This is a genomic window from Pseudomonas sp. LBUM1657 (assembly GCF_059716075.1).
Genome location: NZ_CP166799.1, coordinates 4353680 through 4374049, shown reverse-complemented (window position 1 = coordinate 4374049; position 20370 = coordinate 4353680). Strand labels below are relative to the sequence as shown.

The following is a 20370-nucleotide window of genomic DNA, read 5'->3' as shown; positions in this document are numbered from 1 at the left end:
GATGGCTCAGACCATGGCCAGTCGCTGCTTTCGTTGTGGCGCGCGAAACGCTTGGTCCAGCGCCTCCAGACTCTCCTTTTCGAGCTGCAATTGCGCGGCTTGCGCATTGAGTTGCACGTGCTCGGGGCTGACCGCTTTGGGGATGGCGATCACGCCTTCCTGTCGCAGGATCCATGCCAGCGCGGCCTGTGCAGGTGTCACCCCGTGACGGGCGGCGACTTGCTTGAGCGTGTGGTTGTCGAGCAGTTGTCCGCCCTGGCCAATCGGACAATAAGCCATGACGGGCTGTCGCTGTGTGCGGCACCAGGGCAGCAAATCGAATTCTATGCCCCGTTCTTCCAGGTTGTAGAGTACTTGATTGGTAGCGCAGGCCGGTGCGGCCAGCTCTTGCAGGTCATCCACGTCAAAATTGGACACACCCCAACGGCCGATCTTGCCTTGTTCACGCAACCGCTCGAAGGCATCGACCGTTTCCTCCAGAGGGTACTCACCGCGCCAATGCAACAGGTATAAATCGATGTAATCGGTGCCCAGCCGTTGCAGACTGCGCTCGCACGCCTGGGGGATACCTTTGCGGCTGGCGTTGTGCGGATAGACCTTGCTGACGAGAAAGACGTTATCGCGCAGGCCCGCGATGGCTTCGCCGACCACCTCTTCAGCGCCCCCTTCGGCGTACATTTCCGCGGTGTCGATCAGGGTCATGCCCAACTCGATGCCCAGGCGCAGTGCTGCGACTTCTTTGGTGTGTTGGGCGTGATCTTCACCCATGCGCCAGGTGCCTTGGCCAATGACCGGTACGTTGACGCCGGCCAGTTCGAGGGTCCGCATGAAAACCTCCTTTGAGTTACTCGATGGATACTACGGTTGGCAGCAGAATAGCCCGCAGGTTCCCTGGCATGTAGCAGCAGCCTCGCAGGATCGGCTGCTGCAACATACCCAAACGCAGAGCGGTTACTTGGCGGAGAACTTCAACACCGTGCTCTGGGCATATACTTTGCCCGGATCGAGTCGCGTCGACGGGAAGTCCGGCTGGTTCGGCGAGTCAGGATAGTGCTGGGTCTCCAGCGTGAACGCACTCCAGTGCGCATAGGTCTTGCCGGCCTTGCCCTTCACCGTGCCGTCGAGGAAGTTGCTGGTGTAGAACTGCACGCCAGGTTCGGTGGTGTAGAGCTGCAACCTGCGGCCGGACTGCGGGTCGCTGACATCGGCGGCGAGCTTGCCCAGGTCGCCGTTGGCGTCCAGCGCCCAGTTGAAGTCGAAGCCACCCTGTTTCGGTTCGGCAAATTTCAACTGTGGATGATCGGCCTTGATGTTTTTTCCGATGGCCGTCGGCTGCGTGAAATCCATCGGCGTGCCGGCCACCGGAGCCAATTCACCGGTCGGGATCAGCTTGCCGTTGACCGGTGTGTAGTGAGTGGCGTGCAAGGTCGCGACCTGTTTCAGCACATCACCGTTACCCGCGCCGGCCAAATTGAAATAGCTGTGGTTGGTCAGGTTCAGCACCGTGGGTTTATCGGTGGAGGCCTTGTACTCGATGCGCAGCTCGTTGTTCTCGTTGAGGCTGTAGGTAACCTCGGTTTTCAGGTTACCGGGGAAACCCATTTCACCGTCCGCCGACACCTTCGTCAGCGTCACGCCCACCGAATCCTTGCCGTTGCGCGGTTCGGCTTTCCAGACCTGTTTGTCAAAACCCTGGGGGCCGCCATGGAGCGAATTCGAGCCGTCGTTGAGTGGCACTTGATAGCGCTTGCCGTCCAGTTCGAACGCACCGTTGGCCAGGCGATTGCCGAAGCGCCCGATGGTCGCGCCAAAGTACGCCGTGCCGCTCTGGTAGCCCTGAACATTATCGAAACCCAGAACAATGTCCTCGAACTTGCCGTTTTTATCCGGGACTTTCAGCGACTGCAGAATGCCGCCGTAGGTGATGACGGTGGCTTGCAGGCCATGGCTGTTGCGCAAAACGTATTGCTCGACCGGCGTGCCGTCATTGGTTTTTCCAAAGGGCTTATGTTCGCTGGACAAACCGGCGGCCTGGGCGGAGAGGGAGGCGATCATCAGGGACAGTCCGAGGCAGCAGAGTGGGTATCGGGAGTGAAGCATGGTTGACCTTCCTTCTTGTTGTTTTGGTAGATTAGTCAGACTACTGATCGAGTTTTAATGCGATCAAGGAAGGATTTATAGCTTAAGTGCTCAGTGTTGCAATTATAAAGTATGACTAATAAGGCTTGCGGACCGTCGGCACTGCACTTTTTCAGCTTTCATGGCTCTATCCTTGGCCAGCCTGCGGCGATCCCCACCGCCGGCCCATGCCCAAGTCCAAGAACCCATGGCTCGAGTTTCACCCCTCTTTGTTTCGCCAATCCGTCGCTGTTGTCTGGTGCTGGCCGGGCTGTCGATGTTCGCCTCCACCGGTTGCAGTCAACAGCAAGGCCAGGACATCGTCAGCCAGTTCCGCGAAGGCAAGCCCCAGGAATTCCTCCAGACCAGCGTCGACCGCATGGCGACCCTGACGATGCGCGACAATCTGGACAGCCTTTACCTGCTCATGAGCAAGCTCTACCTGCGTAACCCGGACGAGCTGAAAAAGTCCGGTTTCCTCGATGCCCGCACCGCTGGCAAACAAGTGCGCATGGCCATCGAGCAGCAACAGCCACTGCCCACCCTGGGTGGCAAAAAAGACCTGGCAGCACTCAGCTATGCCATGAGCCCGGAGTTCCTTGGCGACCGGGTCGGTGCCTTTATTTATGCCATTGGCAGCATGCTGGTCACCGCCCACGGCAATCGTCTCGAGTTCTACATGACCGATGCGATCAACCCGACGTTCGTTAACAACGCCGCGCGCAACATTGAAAAAGCCACCTGGATACTGAGCCAGCGGCAAAACAAGAACGGCGAACCCTTGCTGTTCTCCAACGAAATTTCGGAGGAGGGCAGCAACCTGAGTTTCGCCGTGGAGTTCGGCAAGATCGTCGCGCGACTGGACCTGCTGACACAGATGCTCGATGAGCGCTACCGGCGGATCGGTCTGAATTACGCCCAAAGCCTGTTGTTCCTCAATTTCCTTCCCGTGCAGTGAGCCCCTTTGTGGGAACGGGCTTGCTCGCGAAGAGGCCGTGCCAGTCGACATTTATGTTGCCTGACACACCGCTTTCGCGAGCAAGCCCGCTCCCACACAGAATTGAGGTGGCTTAGGGTTTAGGGCATAACGATAGACCGCATCGATATAAGTGGTTATAAGAAAAATCGCTATGCTGCGGGCCAGTTTTCCCCTGCGATCTTTGTGGACGTATCGATGGATTTAGTGAATTTCGGGTTGATCGTGGCCGGGCTGGTCGTCGGCTTTATTGTCGGCATGACGGGCGTGGGGGGCGGTTCGTTGATGACTCCCATTCTGCTGTGGTTCGGCATCAACCCTGCGACGGCGGTCGGTACCGACCTGTTGTACGCGGCCATCACCAAATCCAGTGGCGTGCTGGTTCACCGGAAGAACCAGAACATTGATTGGGCCATCACCGGATGGCTGACCCTCGGCAGCGTGCCGGCGGTGGCGATGACGTTGTGGTTCCTGAGCACGTTGCATACCTCGCCGGATGCCATGAACGCTGTGATCAAACAGGCATTGGGCTTCGTCCTGTTCGCCACGGCGCTGGCGATTTTCTTCAAGAAGCGCTTGCTCGATTTCGCCCACAAACGGGCGGGCGGCAACTACAACCCCAGCGGTACAAACCTGAATGCGATGACCGTCATCACCGGCCTGGTCCTCGGCACAATGGTCGCGCTGACGTCCATCGGTGCGGGCGCCCTGGGCACCGTGGCGCTGTTCATTCTCTATCCGCTGCTGCCGACCCGCCGGCTCGTCGGGACTGAGATCGCTCACGCCGTGCCCCTGACCCTCGTCGCAGGCCTTGGCCACGCGAGCATGGGCAATATGGACTGGCAGGTGCTCGGTTACTTGCTGGTCGGTTCGCTGCCGGGGATTTACCTGGGCAGCCACCTGACCGGACGCATTTCCGATGAAGTGTTGCGTCCGTGCCTGGCCACGATGCTGGTGCTGATCGGCTACAAACTGGCGTTCTGATCCCCGCCGTTCCAGAAACAAACCACCTCCTGCGTCATATAGGTGCTACGGTGGAAAGCCAACCTTCATTCGCTCACGAATGACCTGTCGGCATTTCCCCTGTGATCGACAAGGAAGAGGCGGCCCGTGTACGCGCTCATCACCGAATACCAACTCCACGAAGCCGGGTATTGCCTCGACACACTGTCGTGAATGCCCCGCCCAAAAGCCTGCCGCTGATTCTCAGTGAGCTGCGCATCGCAACGACCCGCCAGCATCAGGTGCTGGAAAAGCGCATCCCGTTTTTCACGGCCGATCTGCTGCTTTATACCCGGCTGATCGAGGCCTATTACGGGTTTTATCGGCCGCTGGAAAATCGGTTGTTCCAGCTGGCGATGAACATTCCCGACCTGGATTGGCTGATTCGCAGCAAAACCCCGTCCCTCGAAGCAGACCTGTATGCGTTGGGGCTGGACGCTGCCGCCATTGATGCCATTCCCCTGTGCACGTTTTCCTTGCAGACCCGCTCGGTGGCCGATGTGCTGGGCGTGTTGTACGTCCTCGAGGGCGCGACGCTGGGCGGGCAATCGCTGCGCAACGGGCTGTACTCGCGCCTCGGCGTCGATGAGCACACGGGCGGTCGTTTTTTTGCGGTGTATGGCACGTCGACCTTGTTGATGTGGCGCGGTTTCCTGGCGTGCCTGTACGAAGTGTGTGATCCCATTGAGCGGGCGCGGTCGGTGGTCGCGGCCCAAGCCACGTTCGCGGCCTTCGAAAGTTGGCTTGAGCGCTGCGAGGTGTTGGCATGAATCGCCTCAACGATCCCAACGGCAGCGGCCTGGGTTTATGCATCTGCCGCAGCATCGTCCAGGCCCACGGCGGAGAGCTTTGGGCGGAAAGCGAACCGGGGATTGGCAGCGTGTTTACCTTCTCCATCCCGGCCTTGATGGCTGACGTGGCTAGGGTCGGGTAAGAATTTCCAGCAGATGCCCGTCCGGGTCATCGAAATACACCCGCCGGCCGCCGGCATAATCGTTGATCTCATTCCGTCGCTGCTTGCCGGGGTCGGCCCACCACGGCTGCCCGCGGGCTTGCAGGCGCGCGAAGGCCGCATCGAAATCGTCCTCGCCGATCAAAAACGCATAGTGCTGCGAGGCAATCGGCGGGTCATTGTCGTAGAAGTCCAGCGACACGCCATTGTCGAGCTTGACGATCAGCATCGGGCCGAAGGGTTCCGGGGCGGGCAGGCCGAGGATGTCTGCCAGATAGTTTGCCGACGTCTGCTTGTCGCGGCACCAGACAATGGTGTGGTTCAGCTGAGCGCTCATGGCGAGGTCCTCACGGCGGATCAGATGGGTCGTTTCGAGCTATGAGATTAGCTCAGCCTGTTGCGCAATGACCGCCCTGACCTAAGCTTTGGGCAAGGCGAAACACAATTGCGGTACGTCACCCGGAACGATCGCCGCGATGCGCAATCATTAGAGCGTGGATATCAAAAGGAGATGCGCATGCTCATCAGGTCATTGACCCTGGTTACCCTGCTGGCCTTCGCCGGCCCCTTGTTCGCCGCCGATGGCGACTCACCTCTGGATATGGACAAGGGCAGGTCCCGGCCGTTGATTGTCATCGCTCCGAGCACGGTTGACCCGACGTGGGTCAACCTGAAAAAGTCGCTGGATGAACCGGCCAATCGCCAGGCCTTCACCGAGCGAAACATGGTGCTGTACACCGTGCTCAATCTGATGGGCCAACGCGACGGCAAAGACCTGGACCCGCAAAGCACCGCAGCGCTGATCCGCTCGCTCAAGTTAGGGGCCGGGGCCAAGGCCAAGGTGATTCTGGTCGGCAAGGATGGCGAAAAGAAACTTGAACAGTCGGAGGCGATTGCGCTGAAGGACATTTTCAAAACCATCGACGAATTGCCGGCTGCCGAGAAAGAAGCCACTGTGCCGACACCACCGCCCGTGGCTGAACCTGCCCAACCCAAAGGCGCGAAAAGCAAACCTGCCAAGCCCGCCAAACCGCCGCAAATGCCGGATGATTGATCCCCATACAACCTTAGTGAAGCGAGGCTTACCTGTGGGAGCAAGCTCGCTCCCACAGGTTTTGCACCAGCCTGCAATTTTACGGCGCTATGCAATCTTGTCCACGATGCCTTCCTCGATTGGTAGCTTCTACGGACGGTCCAAAAAATGACGAATCACATTGACCAGCACGGGTGAGAAAGGTCGAAGACGTTGCTCTGCATCAGGCGTTTGCAGGTCCTCCAGAAGTAATCCCAAGAACTCTTCGTCCTCATACTGCAACTCATCAGGTTGCAGGAGTTCGGTGTAAATCAACGTATCTACCAGCGCTTTGCGTGCACCAACGAGACCTCGATTGCTCTCTTCGGTATGACCCAGATTCAATGCTTCGATAGAAGTTCTGGCCCGGTCGGTGTTCCCTGTTACCAACCCAGACAGATAAAACTTCAACTCTGTTTCGCATTCATCCATCAAGGGTGTCAGGGGTAATGATCGTTTGCCTCGGCCATGTCCGCATTGATGGGGTCGCTGGCAACTTGCGACGATATTGGATAAATCCAACGTGCGATTCGGCGCATGATCCTGAGCCTCAACATGTTCGTTATGAGCGCCGTCAATTGTGATTGACTGACAGCAATACGCACACAAACCGTATTGTTGCGAGATACACGCTGAGCGAATAGACCGACTCTCTTCAACTGGCAGATCCCGGTAACGTAGCGTGATGTTCAAGCGTTTCCATTGAGTCAATGTCTGGGGTTCAACTCCTTTACTGATCTTACGCACGGCGCAACTCCAGCTTGCGGATCAACAATGCCGCCTTCGCCAGCTCTAGATGACCCTCTGGAAGCTCGAGTGAAAGCTCGGAAAAAAGTTTCTTTGCTTCGGCCAGATCACCGTCCTGCAAACGCTCAAGTAGGCGATTCAAACGTTTCTGAACCTCGCTGTTGCGAATATCAGTGTCCATGACTTCCAGCAGAACTTGATTGGCATCAAGTCCATAAAGGCCATTGCGTTCCTGAAGTTCGCCATCATCCAGCACGTAGCACAACACGTCTTTTGTGTCGCTTATGACAAGCGGGGAGTGGGTCGTCAGTACGAACTGGCAATTGGGGAATGTTTCACTCAACTGCCGAATCAAGCTGCGCTGCCATTTGGGGTGCAGGTGCAAATCGACTTCGTCGATCAGGACGATGCCATCACCCTCCAACGGGTTGTCCAAAGACTGATTCATCATCGCCAATCGACGAGCGATATCGCCGACCAACGCCATCATCGACTTCTCGCCTTGCGAGAGCTGGGAGACATTGAGCGTCACGCCGTTTTTGTCTATCGCCATGTGCAGGCGCGGTTTGCGCTGCACTCGCAGGTTGCTGAAGCCAGGCATGAACGCGGCGATAGCGGAGCGAACCGCTGTCAACTGACGATCGCGTGACGAAGCCTTCATTGTGGAAAGGGTTTTCCAGATGTCACTGTCCTTGCCGAACTTTTCGGAAATCTCGGCCAAGGCAGTATCAGACACGCCGGTTTCATTTTCGCTGTCTTCGCGTTCTCGAAACCATTCAAAGAACCGCCGGAAATCGACGCCGCGATTCAGTGAGTTGTCGTAGCCGTCGAGTTCGTCGAAGGTGTGTTTGGTGCGGATTTTTAGCGGAATTTCCAGGACTGAACGCTCTACTGGGTAGTAGGCGATCAATGGGAATGAGGATTTATTTGGGGGTCAGTCGATTTGAATACTTGAGCGCGCATTATGTCATTCCCGGCCACGGATTGATCCGATGCCGTTTGGAGGCTTGGGAAGCCCATTAGATACAACGGTTTCGGTCGCATCACAACGATCATAAGGAAAAGATGTTTGTAACGGCATGCGCAAGAAATGAACGTAGGCAAGGGCCTTCATATGCTTCGGAGATTTCCTGCAAAGCGTGGTGGTGTCGGTGAACTGGTGCGCTGGGGAGCGCGACGATAACCTTCTCCAGCCGCTGCAAAATCAGTGGTCGGATGTGGAAGTCCGGTGATTACCGAGAGCGCATGTGCACCTGTAAACACATGTTGGCGTTTTTTTATGCCAACATTGTTGCTTATGGCGGCTGTGCGCAGGAGCACTCTTGAGTGCACTGGGTTTCTTCTCGGTACCCCGGACTTCCACACCTGCGTACAGCTGCCACCCTCCCGTGGAAGTGAGTTCGGCAGTTTCCATAAATTACCGAGGCTTTTCATTTATGAAGAAAGTCAGTCCCAACCCTCCCGAATCCCCAACCGATTCAGATCCCCTCGACCCCGTTCCACTTTCCGATATCACCGAACCCGCCGTCAGCGCTCGTCTACGTAATCCCAACCACGCCGACCCGGTCAGCCACATCTTCACCATCCTCCCGGGCGTCGATACACCAACCCTGCTATGCCATGCCTGCGAAACCCTGGCGTCGCTGAATGTCCTGATCACGGACCTGGCCTGCAAACTGGAAAGCTCCAATCGCAATGTAGCGCTGTCGATTCAGCAGTTAGCGGTGGTAGGCGAATTGTTGGTGAACCGCGCACTGGACAATATCGATCCGCCCGATGGCGCGACCGCTGTTCAGCCAACAACTCAACATTAAGCAGGGGAGATTCAACCATGGCTCGATACATGCCGATAACGGGCATCGACTGCAAAATACCGTCCTTGCTGATTGATACAGAGGCGCCGGTGGATGTGTTGCATGACACGGCGGCGTACCGCATTCGCTGCGTGACTCAACTGCTGGAAACCCTTTCCCTGGGCGAGGGGGTCAGCCGTGATGCGTTGCTGTTGCAGGACTTCGCGCGGGTCTTGGCGATTCCGATGCGCGATGGTTGTGATTTGATGGATGTGATCGGGCGACGATTGCAGTCGCAGATTTAACGGCTGTAACGAAATAGGGCGACCTCAAGAGGTCGCCCATTTTTGTGAGTAAAGTTCATCGACGAATGAATTGCCCACTGCGTGCCTCAGTGCTTTGGCCCTGACTGTAAGACAACACACCGTTGACCCAAACCGCCTCGATGCCTTGTGGTGCCAGCGTCGGTTGTTCAAACGTCGCGCAGTCGCGGATATTCCCGGCGTCGAACAAGACAAGGTCGGCACAGGCACCCACGCTGAGTCGACCGCGATCGCGCAGCCCAAAGCGTTCGGCCGGCAGTCCCGTCATCTTGCGCACGGCTTCCTCCAGCGGAAACAGTCCTTGATCGCGACTGTAATGCCCGAGCACTCGAGGGAACGTGCCCCACAATCTGGGATGCGGGCGCGGGTCGTTGGGCAAGCCGTCCGAGCCGATCATGGTTTGCGAATAAGCGAGGATGCGTGACACATCGGCCTCATCCATCTCGTGATAAATCGCACCACCCGGTTCCAGCCGTCGTGCGGCGTCGAGCTGTGAAATGCCCCAGAGCCCGGCGATGTCCTTGAGATTTTTTCCGGCCATTTCGGGGTGCGGTGAAGACCAGGTGATCTGTATTTTGAAGCTCTCGTCCACGATGCTGGGGTCGATGGTGGTCGAACTGGCGGCATAGGGATAGCAATCACATCCCACCGGATGCTGCTGCCGAGCCGCTTCAATCCGGCCGATAATCGCTTCGCTACGTCCCCAGTTCCTGCGTCCTGCGCATTTGAGATGCGAAATGATCACGGGCACAGCGGCCTCACGACCAATGCCGATGGCTTCGTCGATGGCTTCGACAATAGCGTCATCTTCGGAGCGAATATGGCTCACGTAAATTCCGCCGGCGTCTTGCAGGGTGGCCGCCAGGCAATCAACTTCTGTCGTGGGGGCTTGCAGGGCATTGCGATAGGCCAACCCGGTGCTCAACCCCAAAGCACCTTGTTCCAGCGCAGCCTTGAGGTCTTCGCGCATGGCTTCGAGCTCGTGGATCGTCGCCGGGCGGTCGAACTGTTCCATATGGTTCGCGCGCAATGCGGTGTGCCCCACCAGCGCGGCGACGTTCACCGCAGGTCGCACCGCTTCGATAGCTTCTGCATAGGCAGTAAAGCTCGGGAAGTTGAAGTCCGCGGCCTCACCGAGAAGATTCATCGGGTCCGGTGGTTCGCCGCGAAGGCGCACGCCGGCCGCGCTGATGCCGCAATTGCCGACGATTACCGTGGTCACGCCCTGGCAGATTTTAGGCAACATGGCTGGCTGTTTGAGTAGCGCCAAATCATCATGGGTATGGACATCGATGAAGCCCGGGCAGAGGACTTTGCCGCGACCGTCCACCACGTTCCGGGCATCCAGAGCAGGGAAGCTGCCAATCGCATGAATCCTGCCATCCACTATCGCGACATCCCCGACAAAGGGCGGTGCGCCCGTACCATCGATGAGCGTGGCGTTGCGGATCAGGATTTCGATGACGGTCATGCAGGGTGCTCCAGCTAAGCGGGATTCAATCGCCATAGATGTTGTAATCGAAGTATTTCTTCTCAACCTGCTGGTAGGTCCCGTCGGCGCGCAGGGCTTTGATAGCGGTATTGAAACGCTGGGCCAGATCAGTGTTGCCTTTGCCCACCGCAATGCCGGTGCCTTCGCCAAAGTACTCCTTGTTGCGCAGCTCCGGTCCGACGAAAGCAAAGCCCTGGCCTTGCGGCGTCTTCAGGAAACCCTCTTGCAGCGGAGCGGCATTGGCGATGGTGCCGTCGAGCCGGTCGGACTGCATGTCCAGGTAGATTTCCGACTGGGAGCCGTAGCGAACAATGTCAGCGCCCAGCGGCTGCAGCTTGTCGGTGGCATAGCGATCCTGGGACGTGCCGCGCTGCACGCCGATGCGCTTGCCTTTGAGCTGTTTGAAATCATCATCGACTGGCGAGCCGGCCTTCATCACCAGCCGTGCCGGGCTCGCATAATATTTGTCGGTGAAAGTGACCGAACGCTTGCGCTCCTCGGTGATCAGCATCGAGGAAATCACCGCATCGATTTTGCGCACTTTCAGCGACGGAATCAGGCCATCGAACTCTTGTTCGACCCAAACGCATTTTGTCTGCATTTGCGCACACAGGGCATTGCCGATGTCGTAGTCGAACCCGCCGATACTGCCGTCAGATGTCTTAAAGGCGAACGGCGGATAAGCGGCTTCGATGCCGATGCGCAGGGGTTTGTTCTCCGCCATAGCACTCGTGACACACAAGGCCAATGCAAATCCCAGGCACGTTGTTTTTTTCATGATTTATCTCCTGTTCACAAGGGCGGTGGGTTGTCAGTGAGCGATATGGATGTATTTGTCTATAATGGACATATAGGTCCAGATTCGTCAATCACGACGCGTTAACGAAAATGGGCGACCTGAAGAGGTCGCCCATTTTATTTTCCGGCGCTGAACCCTGTGGGGGCCCGCTTGCCATAGGCAAGTGGTTCCCGGTTATTTGCTCAGTGCGCTCAATACTGTGTGAGCAATTTTGACCCGCTCGGGGATCGGGTAGTTTTTGTTCGCCAGGATCACGATGCCAATGTCTTTCGAGGGCACGAACGCGACGTAAGCGCCGAAGCCACCCGTCGAGCCGGTTTTGTTGATCAGCACGTTGTCCGGTTGTGGTTGCGGAGGGTTCAGCCACTGGGTTTTGTGAGCCTCCATCGCCATTGGCGTCGAGTTACCGTCCAATAGTCCCTCCAGCGTGATCGGGTAGCGATACATCTCCCAACCCAAACCCTGGGTCATGTCGCCAACCGTGTAATAACCGGTGTGAGTCGTGGCGATTGCTTGCTGCAAAGGCTTTTCCAGACCCTCAGGTTTCATGTTCGCCTCAACGTACCGAATCATGTCCGCCGCGCTGGTTTTCACCCCATACGCCTCGGAATCCATCGCCCCAGGCCCCACCCGCACGGGTTTGTCCTCTTTGTTATAGCCCTGGGCATAAAGCCCCATCTGATCCTGAGGCACGTCGAGGTAGGTGTGCTTCAAGCCGAGTTTCGGCAGCAGGGTCTTTTCCATCACGTCATCAAACGGCGCGCCGATGCTTTTTGCTGCCAGATAACCGAACAGCCCCAGGCTCGGGTTCGAATACTGCCGATGGCTGCCTGCGGGGTATGTCGGTTTCCACTGCTGGAAATAGCCGAGCATCGTGTCCGCCGAATCCGCTTCGGTCGGAAATTGCAGCGGCAAGCCGCCAGCGCTGTAGGTGCCCAGTTGCAACACGCTGATGTTGTCGAACGCACTGCCGCGCAATGCCGGCAGGACCTGGCTGGCCTTGTCGGACAGGGACAGTTTGCCCGTCGCCTGGGCGTAGGCGGCGAGGGTGGCGGTGAAGGTTTTGCTGACCGATCCGATTTCGAACAGGGTGTTTTCGGTGACGGGTTGTGCGTTTTCTTTCGAGGCCACGCCGTAGTTGAAGTAATGCTGCTTGCCATCGAGGGTCACGGCCACGGCCATACCGTGTATGCCTTGGGCCTGCATGATGGGGCGGACGGCGTCGTTGACCACCGTCTCGATGTTATCCAGCGCAAAACAAGGGCTGGTGGCGAACAAGGCCAGGCAGGCCGCCAGAATTTTTGGCCGGATGCTACCGGTGTTGTCTTTCATCGTTTCATCGGATTTCATTGGGCTGACCGCTCGTTTCAGAACGGTCATTAAACCCCGTCGCCAACGGCCGAGCCAAATTTCTGTGGGAGCGGGCTTGCTCGCGAAGGCGGTCTATCAGTCACATCGATGCTAGATGTGCCGCCGTCTTCGCGAGCAAGCCCGCTCCCACATTGAGTAATTGACCGGGCAGAAGACTAGCGAACCAGACACGGCCGTTTGTTATCGAACGTCCATCCCGGGATCAGAAACTGCATCGCCACGCTGTCATCCCGTGCGCCCAGTCCCATGCCTTTGTACAGCTCATGGGCCTTGGCCAATTGGTCCATGTCCAGCTCCACCCCCAATCCCGGTTTCTTCGGCACCTGCACGCAGCCGTCGACGATTTGCAGCGGTGCTTTGGTCAGGCGTTGGCCGTCTTGCCAGATCCAGTGAGTGTCGATGGCAGTGATGTCGCCCGGCGCCGCTGCCGCGACATGGGTGAACATCGCCAGGGAAATATCGAAGTGGTTGTTGGAATGCGAACCCCAGGTCAGGCCCCATTCGTGGCACATCTGCGCGACTCGCACCGAACCCTGCATGGTCCAGAAATGCGGGTCGGCCAGGGGAATGTCCACCGATTGCAACTGGATCGCGTGGCCCATTTCGCGCCAGTCAGTGGCGATCATGTTGGTCGCGGTTTTGAGGCCCGTGGCCCGGCGGAACTCAGCCATGACTTCGCGTCCCGAGTAACCGTTTTCCGCACCACACGGGTCTTCGGCGTAAGCCAATACGTGATGCTGATCCCGGCACAGGCGGATCGCTTCCTTCAGTGACCACGCGCCATTCGGATCGAGGGTGATGCGTGCCTCGGGGAAGCGTTCGGCCAGGGCAGTGACGGCTTCGATTTCCTCATCGCCACTCAGCACGCCGCCCTTGAGTTTGAAGTCCTTGAAGCCGTAGCGCGCATGGGCGGCTTCGGCCAGGCGCACCACCGCGTCGGCCGTCATGGCTTTCTCGTGACGCACGCGGAACCAGTCGTTATCGGCCTGCGCTTCGCTGCGGTAGGCCAGATCGGTTTCGTTGCGGTCACCGACATAAAACAGATAACCGAGCATCTTCACTTCGTCGCGCTGCTGGCCTTCGCCGAGCAGCGCAGCGACTGGCACATCCAGATGCTGACCGAGCAGATCGAGCAGGGCGGCTTCGAGGCCGGTGACGGCGTGAATGGTGATGCGCAGGTCGAAGGTCTGCAAACCGCGACCGCCGGCATCGCGATCGGCGAAGGTCTGGCGCACCTGGTTGAGGATCTTCTGATAGGTCCCGATCGGACTGCCGACCACCAGGCTGCGTGCATCTTCCAGGGTCTGGCGAATGCGTTCGCCACCCGGTACTTCGCCGACGCCGGTATGCCCGGCGTTGTCCGTGAGGATCACGATGTTGCGGGTGAAAAACGGGCCGTGGGCGCCGCTCAGGTTGAGCAGCATGCCATCGTGGCCGGCCACCGGAACAACTTGCATGCTGGTGATGATCGGGGCTTTCGCGGCTTCTTGTGGGTTCATTTTCAGGTCCTTTAAAAGCAATGTTCAGGCGTGGTTGGGCGCTGGTTTGCCCAAGGCAACGGCAGGTGCGGTTTTCGGTGTGTTGCGTGCGGCAAAGACGATGATTGCGGCGATGATCGAGGTCGCGGCCAGGCCATACAGACCGCCCTGGATCGAGCCGGTGTGTTCTTCCAGCAGGCCGAATGTGGTCGGAGCAACGAAGCCGCCGAGGTTGCCCACCGAGTTGATCAAGGCGATCACCCCCGCGGCGATGCGTGCATCCAGGTACGCCTGGGGAATCGGCCAGAACAGTGACGAAGCGGATTTGAAACCCAGCGCCGCAAAGCAGATGGCGACGAAGGCGAAGATCGGCCCGCCGGTGGTGGACATGAACATCCCCGCCGCAGCGATCAACAGCGCAGCAGCGACCCAGGCTTGCTGGTTTTTCCATTTGGCCGACAGCGAGGCGAAGGCGTACATGCCGACGATCGACAACAACCACGGGATCGAGTTGAACAGGCCGACCTGAATGTCACTCAGATCGCCCATCTTCTTGATGATGCTCGGCAGCCAGAAGGTCGCGGCGTAGATGGTCAGTTGGATGAAGAAATAGATCAGGCAGAACAGAATGATCTGGCGATCCTTGAGCAGTTTGCCCAATGACGGTTTGATCGGCGTCGCGGCTTCGCGGGCCAGTTGTTCGTCGTCGATGGCCTTGACCAGTGCGTCCTGCTCCGGGCGGGTCAGCCATTTGGCGTCGTGGGGTTTGGAGTCCAGCCAGAACCAGACAAACACGCACAGGCACACTGAGAACATGCCTTCGATGAAGTACATCCATTGCCAGCCGTGCATGCCGAAACCGCTGATTTGCAGCAGCAATCCGGACAACGGGCCGGAGATCAGCGAAGCAATCGCCGAGCCGCTGAGGAAAATGGCGATCGCCTTGCCGCGCTCCACACCGGGCAACCAGCGCGTGAAGTAATAAATCACCCCGGGAAAGAACCCGGCTTCAGCCACGCCCAGCAGAAATCGCAGGATGTAGAAGTGGGTTTCGTTCTGGATGAACGCCATGCACGCGGCCACGATGCCCCAGGTCAGCATGATCCGGGTCAACCAGATTCGTGCACCGACTTTTTGCAGGAGGATATTGGAGGGCACTTCGAACAGCGCGTAACCGATGAAGAACAGGCCGGCACCTAGACCGTAGGCGGCAGCGCCGATCCCCAAGTCGTGTTCCATGTGGGTGCGCACGAAGCCGATGTTCACGCGGTCGATGTAGTTGACGATGAACATGATGACGAACAGCGGCAAGACATGCCGTTTGACTTTCGAGATGGCTGATTTCAGGACCGAATCAGTGCCATCGTTCATCCCGGATATGGATGTATTCACTGCGTTTTCTCCCACTCGTTATTTTTATGCGGGGTGTGTCTAGGTGTTGCTTGTTGATAGACATCATACAACTACATTTTTTCACACTGCAAGGGTCCTGGCTCAATAAAATGGTGCTTTACCGATGCGTTATTAATATTTGGCTGATCGTTTGTGGTCTGATTGATGGCGTTATTGTTTGATTTGTTGAGTGTTGTCATACAAGTAGGGCTTCAATTTCTAAGGTTTGCAGTCGATCCCGGTGCTACGATTCCGTTAGCCCTGCTTTCGGATGATCGCCATGCAAGAAGACCTCGACGCGCCTGCGCGCAAGCGCACCCACAACCTGGCCCATGACCTGGTCGCCAAACTGACCCAGAGCATCCTGCTCGGCCAGATGCTGCCGGGGGACAAGCTGCCGTCAGAGAACACGATTGTTCAGGAGCACGGGGTCAGTCGCACCGTGGTGCGCGAGGCGATCTCGAAGCTGCAGGCGTCCGGGCTGGTGGAAACCCGGCACGGCATCGGCACCTTTGTGATCGAGCGGGCGCCGGAGCAAGGATTGCGGCTGAACGTCGATACCGCGCTGGGGGTGCGCAGCATTCTGGAGTTGCGCATGGGTCTGGAAACCCAGGCGGCCGCGCTGGCGGCGATGCGCCGCACCGATCAGCAATTGGCGCAGATGCGCCAGGCACTCGACGACTATCAAAGCCTGCTGACCAACAACGACAGTTGCGTCGAAGCCGACAAGCGCTTTCACCTGCTGATCGCCGAGGCCACCGGCAACGTGTGCTTCACCGAAATCATGCAGCACTTGGGCAACGCCATGATCCCGCGTACCCGGGTGAACGCCGCCGAGCGTGGCGCGGTGGACCTGAGCAAACTCGGGCAACTGGCCAACCTCGAACACGAAGCGATTCTGAACGCGATCAAACGCCAGGACGCGGAGGCCGCACGGGCGGCCATGTGGCTGCACTTGAGCAACAGTCGCGACCGCTTTTCGGCGGATCGCTGACAACCGTTTGTCTACTCGATTGCACGCCGTTCACGCGCTCGCTTCCAACGTGTACGGCCCAGATTTGCTGGACCTCATCAGTGAGGTGCGTCATGGCTAACGACTCAATGTTCCAGGGTGGAACGTCCAACATCGACCCTACCAGACCGATCCCCGGCACGGACGAGTTGCCGCCGGATCACGATACTCCGCCCGGCAGGGACCCTTCGCTGGACCCGGCCAGCGCAGACTCGGATCGACCTGAAGACTGGATGGACCCGGCAGCGGACGAAGACGTGCCGCCAGCGGATGAGCCAACTCCTTTATCGGACGACAGGAGATAAACAGAACCCGGCCGGTGCGCCGGGTTTTTTGTGGGCGGCAGGTTTACCGCGTTATCGTTCTTCGCGAGCAAGCCCGCTTCCACGTTGATCTTGTGAACACTAGAGATCCAATGTGGGAGCGGGCTTGCTTGCGAAGGCGTCCGCCGCATCACCACACATCAGCGATCAAACCCGAGCCACCCCAGCCACCACCCGCCGCTCCAGATTCAACGCCAGCACACTGACCAGCACCACCAGCGCCCCAGCGACGATCATCAACGTCGGCCGCTCACCCAGTGCAAAAGACGCCATCGCCATGGCCGTCGGCGGCACCAGATACAACGTCATCGCCGCGCGGCTCAGGTCCACATGAGTCAGCACGTAGGCCCAGGCGAGGTATGCCAGGGCGCTCGGGAAAACCCCCAGGCCGATCACCGCCAACTGCACATGAAGCGGCGCACTCATGACCTGGCTCGCCAGGCCGGGAAGATAAATCAACAGCAGCGCCGTCCCCGCCCAGACCGTGTAACACACCAGCGTCAAGCCGTCGTAGCGCCGGGCGTGATGCTTCTGCAGCGCGAAGTAGACACTCCAGGACAGCGCCGCCAGCAGAATCAACAGGCCATGGGCATCGATGCTGCCCAACCCGTGATCGCCGGCGACCACAATCACTACGCCGATCAAACCCAGAAACACGCAGCCCCAACGCCACGCGCTCACCTGGTCCTTGAACACGAAGCGCGCCAGCAGTGTGCTGAACAGGGGCGTGGATTGTGCCAACACACTGGACGCACCTGCGCTGACACCTTGTTGGCCGAAATTGATCGCGACGTGATGCAGGCTCACCGCAAAGAAACCGAGGGCGAACATCAGCGGCAGATCACGGAGGCTTGGCAGGCTGATACCCCTGAACAGTGCGACCACGGCCATGAACGCCGACGCCAGCAGAAACCGCAGCAGCGCCAGATGGCCGGGGTCGTAGGCCTGCAAACCGATGTGGATACCGGTCGGGGAATATCCCCAGCAGAGCACGACAAAGGTCATGGCCAAGATGATTTTCACGGGAGAACGGGAAGGGGTTGTGAGCGGTTGCATGGTCGGGCACCTGTGGGCGTATGCACCGAGTATCGGGAAGCCTTACCGTTCTCCGCAACTGACTTATACTGCGGAAACTGTTCACTTTTGGTGATGTATGGAGCTGGCGCAGATTCGCATGTTCAAAACCGTTGCCGACGTCGGCAGCATCGCCCGTGCGGCTGAGTTGTTGCACTGCGTGCCGTCGAACATCACGGCGCGGATCAAGGCCCTGGAGGCGGAACTAGGTGTCGCGCTGTTCCTGCGCGAAGGCCGAGGGTTGCGAATCAGCCCCTCGGGGCAGACCTTTCTTGCGTACGCCTCGAAGATTCTCGCCCTGACGGCTGAAGCCAAACGCGCGGTGGACCCCTCGGCCGAGCCGTCCGGGCCGTTGCGCATTGGTGCCATCGAATCGTCGGCCACCGGTCGCTTGCCGCGTTTACTCGCCAAGTTCCACAAGCGTTTTCCGGCGGTGGCCCTGGAGCTGACCACCGGCACCTGGAGCCAATTGCTCGATGACACCGTCAATCACCGGCTCGACGGCGCGATCGTCGCGGTGGATGTCGAGCGCTCACAACTCAATCGCACGCCGATGTACCGCGAAGACTTGCTGCTGATTGCCTCGACGTCGATGGGGCCGGTGCGCGATATCACGGATTTGCAGGACAAGACTGTGTTCATGTGGCCCCAGGGCTGTCCTTACCGGGCGGCGCTGGAGCATTGGTTGTTGCGCCAGGGGCAGGCGTTGCCGATTGTCAGCCTGGCCAGTTACGGGGCGATTGTCGGCTGCGTCAGTGCCGGCGCGGGCGTCGCCCTGGTGCCCAAAGGCGTCTTCGATCAATACGCCAAGGGCGCCGGTTGTTCGGGGTATGAATTCCCCGAGCTGACCGCCATCGACAACCTGTTTTACTGGCCTGAAAACGCCGGGGTGCACCCGGCGCGGGAAGCGTTTGTGGCGATGTTGCGCGAGGAGTTCGCGTGAGTCCCTGTGGGAGCGGGCTTGCTCGCGATAGCGGTATATCAGCCACATAGAGGTTGAATGTGAAGGCCTCATCGCGGGCAAGCCCGCTCCTACAGGAATGGGTGGTTCTTCATAATCACGTGACGCTGATATCTCGCATCAACAACCCGAAACTCAAATCCACCGCATCAGGTATCGGCAGATACACCGTATGCCCATCCCCTGGCGCCACTTCAATCGGCTCGCCTTTAGCGTTTTGCAGCTCATGCAAATCAAAGTGAAAGTTGCCCTTGGGGGTCATCAGTTCCATGTGATCGCCCAGGCCAAACCGATTCTTCACTTTGACTTCGGCCAACCGGTCACGGCGCTCACCGGTCAACTCGCCGACAAACTGCTGGCGCTCCGACACCGAGCTGCCGTTCTGATAGTTCTGGTATTCGTCATGCACATGCCGACGCAGAAAACCTTCGGTGTAGCCGCGCTGGGCGAGGGATTCCAGATCCGTCATCAGGCTGCGGTCGAACGCCCGGCCGGCCACCGCATCGTCGATGGCCCGGCGGTAAACCTGGGTGGTCCGGGCGCAATAGAAGTGCGATTTGGTCCGGCCTTCGATTTTCAATGAGTGCACGCCCATCTGCGTCAGGCGCTCGACATGCTGCACCGCGCGCAAGTCCTTGGCGTTCATGATGTAAGTGCCGTGCTCATCCTCGAAGGCCGGCATCAGTTCGTCAGGGCGATTGGCTTCTTGCAGCAGGAACACCTGATCGGTGGGTGCGCCGATGCCCAGGGTCGGTTCGGGCTGGAAAGTCTGAACGATTTCGCCGAGCTGGTTTTCCGTGGCCGCGTGTGCCGAATATTTCCAGCGACAGGCGTTGGTGCAGCTGCCCTGATTGGCGTCGCGTTTGTTCATGTAGCCCGACAGCAGGCAGCGACCGGAATAGGCCATGCACAGTGCACCGTGGACGAACACTTCCAGCTCCATGGCCGGGACTTGCTGGCGGATCTCGGCGATCTCTTCCAGGGACAGTTCCCGCGACAGGATGATCCGGCTCAAACCCTGTTGCTGCCAGAACTCGACACTCGCCCAGTTCACGGTGTTGGCCTGTACCGACAAATGAATCGGCATCTGCGGGAAGTGCCGGCGCACCAGCATGATCAGGCCCGGGTCGGACATGATCAGCGCGTCCGGCGCCATGGCGATGACCGGTTCCAGATCCTTGAGGAAGGTCTTGAGCTTGGCGTTGTGCGGCGCGATGTTCACCACCACGTAGAACCGCTTGCCCTGGGCCTGGGCCTCGTGAATGCCGAGGGCCAGGTTGGCGTGATCGAATTCGTTGTTGCGCACGCGCAGGCTGTAGCGCGGCTGGCCGGCGTACACCGCATCGGCGCCGTAGGCGAAGGCATAACGCATGTTTTTCAGGGTGCCGGCGGGGGCGAGCAGCTCAGGTTTGACGAGGATCATGGCAATGTCGGTCGCAAAAGCCGCCGAGGGTAAGCGTCTTGCCCGCGGGGTTCATTGATCTG

General features: G+C 58.7%; 21 protein-coding genes and 1 pseudogene. 10 read left to right on the top strand and 12 right to left on the bottom strand.

The window, feature by feature from the left end:
- Positions 1-6 precede the first annotated feature (6 nt).
- Together ACA055_RS20260 and ACA055_RS20255 are read right to left on the bottom strand one after the other, a co-directional pair.
- Positions 7-828 carry an aldo/keto reductase gene (locus tag ACA055_RS20260; protein WP_497680260.1) on the bottom strand — a complete coding sequence of 274 codons (822 nt, stop codon included), beginning with the start codon at positions 826-828 and terminating at the stop codon, positions 7-9.
- Positions 829-951: 123 nt separating this feature from the next.
- Positions 952-2100: an aldose epimerase family protein gene (locus ACA055_RS20255; RefSeq protein WP_497680259.1), complete on the bottom strand. Its 1149-nt coding sequence runs from the start codon at positions 2098-2100 to the stop codon at positions 952-954.
- A 226-nt stretch (positions 2101-2326) separates the two neighbouring features.
- Between ACA055_RS20255 and ACA055_RS20250 the strand changes: the two genes are divergently transcribed.
- From ACA055_RS20250 to ACA055_RS20235, 4 genes are all read left to right on the top strand, one after another.
- Positions 2327-3076 carry a hypothetical protein gene (locus ACA055_RS20250; protein ID WP_497680258.1) on the top strand — a complete coding sequence of 250 codons (750 nt, stop codon included), beginning with the start codon at positions 2327-2329 and terminating at the stop codon, positions 3074-3076.
- A gap of 216 nt (positions 3077-3292) precedes the next feature.
- Positions 3293-4078 carry a sulfite exporter TauE/SafE family protein gene (locus ACA055_RS20245; protein WP_497680257.1) on the top strand — a complete coding sequence of 262 codons (786 nt, stop codon included), beginning with the start codon at positions 3293-3295 and terminating at the stop codon, positions 4076-4078.
- Positions 4079-4266: 188 nt separating this feature from the next.
- On the top strand, positions 4267-4866 hold the full coding sequence (locus ACA055_RS20240) for a biliverdin-producing heme oxygenase (protein WP_497680256.1): 600 nt from the start codon (positions 4267-4269) through the stop codon (positions 4864-4866).
- Positions 4863-5030 (top strand): ATP-binding protein, encoded by a 168-nt coding sequence (locus ACA055_RS20235; RefSeq protein ID WP_497680255.1) that lies wholly within the window; start codon positions 4863-4865, stop codon positions 5028-5030. The genes ACA055_RS20240 and ACA055_RS20235 overlap by 4 nt, the downstream gene beginning before the upstream one ends.
- Here ACA055_RS20235 and ACA055_RS20230 read toward each other — a convergent pair.
- Positions 5017-5385, bottom strand: a complete 369-nt coding sequence (locus ACA055_RS20230) for a VOC family protein (RefSeq protein WP_497680254.1) — start codon at positions 5383-5385, stop codon at positions 5017-5019. The two genes, ACA055_RS20235 and ACA055_RS20230, sit on opposite strands and share 14 nt — an antisense overlap.
- 180 nt (positions 5386-5565) lie before the next feature.
- Between ACA055_RS20230 and ACA055_RS20225 the strand changes: the two genes are divergently transcribed.
- A complete protein-coding gene (locus ACA055_RS20225) occupies positions 5566-6102 on the top strand; it encodes a DUF4174 domain-containing protein (RefSeq protein WP_497680253.1) in 537 nt (178 codons plus the stop codon).
- A 129-nt stretch (positions 6103-6231) separates the two neighbouring features.
- Here the strand turns inward: ACA055_RS20225 and ACA055_RS20220 are convergent, their stop codons facing one another.
- Together ACA055_RS20220 and ACA055_RS20215 are read right to left on the bottom strand one after the other, a co-directional pair.
- Positions 6232-6867 (bottom strand): HNH endonuclease family protein, encoded by a 636-nt coding sequence (locus ACA055_RS20220; RefSeq protein WP_497680252.1) that lies wholly within the window; start codon positions 6865-6867, stop codon positions 6232-6234.
- Positions 6860-7789, bottom strand: a pseudogene (locus ACA055_RS20215) (AAA family ATPase); the annotation flags it as partial. The gene ACA055_RS20220 and the pseudogene ACA055_RS20215, both read right to left, overlap by 8 nt.
- Before the next feature lie 514 nt (positions 7790-8303).
- On the opposite strand from ACA055_RS20215, the gene ACA055_RS20210 reads away from it, so the two are divergent.
- Together ACA055_RS20210 and ACA055_RS20205 are read left to right on the top strand one after the other, a co-directional pair.
- Positions 8304-8681 carry a DUF6124 family protein gene (locus ACA055_RS20210; protein WP_497680251.1) on the top strand — a complete coding sequence of 126 codons (378 nt, stop codon included), beginning with the start codon at positions 8304-8306 and terminating at the stop codon, positions 8679-8681.
- 17 nt (positions 8682-8698) lie between these two features.
- Positions 8699-8965: a hypothetical protein gene (locus ACA055_RS20205; protein ID WP_497680250.1), complete on the top strand. Its 267-nt coding sequence runs from the start codon at positions 8699-8701 to the stop codon at positions 8963-8965.
- Between the two features lie 55 nt (positions 8966-9020).
- Here the strand turns inward: ACA055_RS20205 and ACA055_RS20200 are convergent, their stop codons facing one another.
- The 5 genes from ACA055_RS20200 to ACA055_RS20180 all read right to left on the bottom strand — a co-directional run bounded on the left by ACA055_RS20200 (position 9021) and on the right by ACA055_RS20180 (position 15515).
- A complete protein-coding gene (locus ACA055_RS20200) occupies positions 9021-10454 on the bottom strand; it encodes an N-acyl-D-amino-acid deacylase family protein (protein ID WP_497680249.1) in 1434 nt (477 codons plus the stop codon).
- A 25-nt stretch (positions 10455-10479) separates the two neighbouring features.
- The gene (locus ACA055_RS20195) at positions 10480-11253 is read right to left on the bottom strand and encodes an ABC transporter substrate-binding protein (protein ID WP_497680248.1); all 774 of its coding nucleotides are present in this window, start codon (positions 11251-11253) and stop codon (positions 10480-10482) included.
- Between the two features lie 195 nt (positions 11254-11448).
- Entirely contained in the window at positions 11449-12606 is a 1158-nt protein-coding gene (gene ampC / locus ACA055_RS20190) for a class C beta-lactamase (RefSeq protein ID WP_497684456.1), read from the bottom strand.
- Between the two features lie 194 nt (positions 12607-12800).
- A complete protein-coding gene (gene gudD, locus ACA055_RS20185) occupies positions 12801-14144 on the bottom strand; it encodes a glucarate dehydratase (RefSeq protein ID WP_497680247.1) in 1344 nt (447 codons plus the stop codon).
- 24 nt (positions 14145-14168) lie between these two features.
- The gene (locus tag ACA055_RS20180) at positions 14169-15515 is read right to left on the bottom strand and encodes an MFS transporter (protein WP_497680246.1); all 1347 of its coding nucleotides are present in this window, start codon (positions 15513-15515) and stop codon (positions 14169-14171) included.
- A 280-nt stretch (positions 15516-15795) separates the two neighbouring features.
- Between ACA055_RS20180 and ACA055_RS20175 the strand changes: the two genes are divergently transcribed.
- Positions 15796-16509: a FadR/GntR family transcriptional regulator gene (locus ACA055_RS20175; protein ID WP_497680245.1), complete on the top strand. Its 714-nt coding sequence runs from the start codon at positions 15796-15798 to the stop codon at positions 16507-16509.
- Between the two features lie 92 nt (positions 16510-16601).
- Positions 16602-16832 carry a hypothetical protein gene (locus tag ACA055_RS20170; RefSeq protein WP_497680244.1) on the top strand — a complete coding sequence of 77 codons (231 nt, stop codon included), beginning with the start codon at positions 16602-16604 and terminating at the stop codon, positions 16830-16832.
- Positions 16833-16997: 165 nt separating this feature from the next.
- Here the strand turns inward: ACA055_RS20170 and ACA055_RS20165 are convergent, their stop codons facing one another.
- Complete coding sequence (locus ACA055_RS20165) at positions 16998-17906, bottom strand: DMT family transporter (protein ID WP_497680243.1); 909 nt, start codon at positions 17904-17906, stop codon at positions 16998-17000.
- A gap of 97 nt (positions 17907-18003) precedes the next feature.
- On the opposite strand from ACA055_RS20165, the gene ACA055_RS20160 reads away from it, so the two are divergent.
- The gene (locus tag ACA055_RS20160; protein ID WP_497680242.1) at positions 18004-18867 is read left to right on the top strand and encodes a LysR family transcriptional regulator; all 864 of its coding nucleotides are present in this window, start codon (positions 18004-18006) and stop codon (positions 18865-18867) included.
- A 115-nt stretch (positions 18868-18982) separates the two neighbouring features.
- Here ACA055_RS20160 and trhP read toward each other — a convergent pair whose 3' ends face one another.
- Complete coding sequence (trhP, locus tag ACA055_RS20155; protein WP_497680241.1) at positions 18983-20308, bottom strand: prephenate-dependent tRNA uridine(34) hydroxylase TrhP; 1326 nt, start codon at positions 20306-20308, stop codon at positions 18983-18985.
- Positions 20309-20370: the final 62 nt, after the last annotated feature.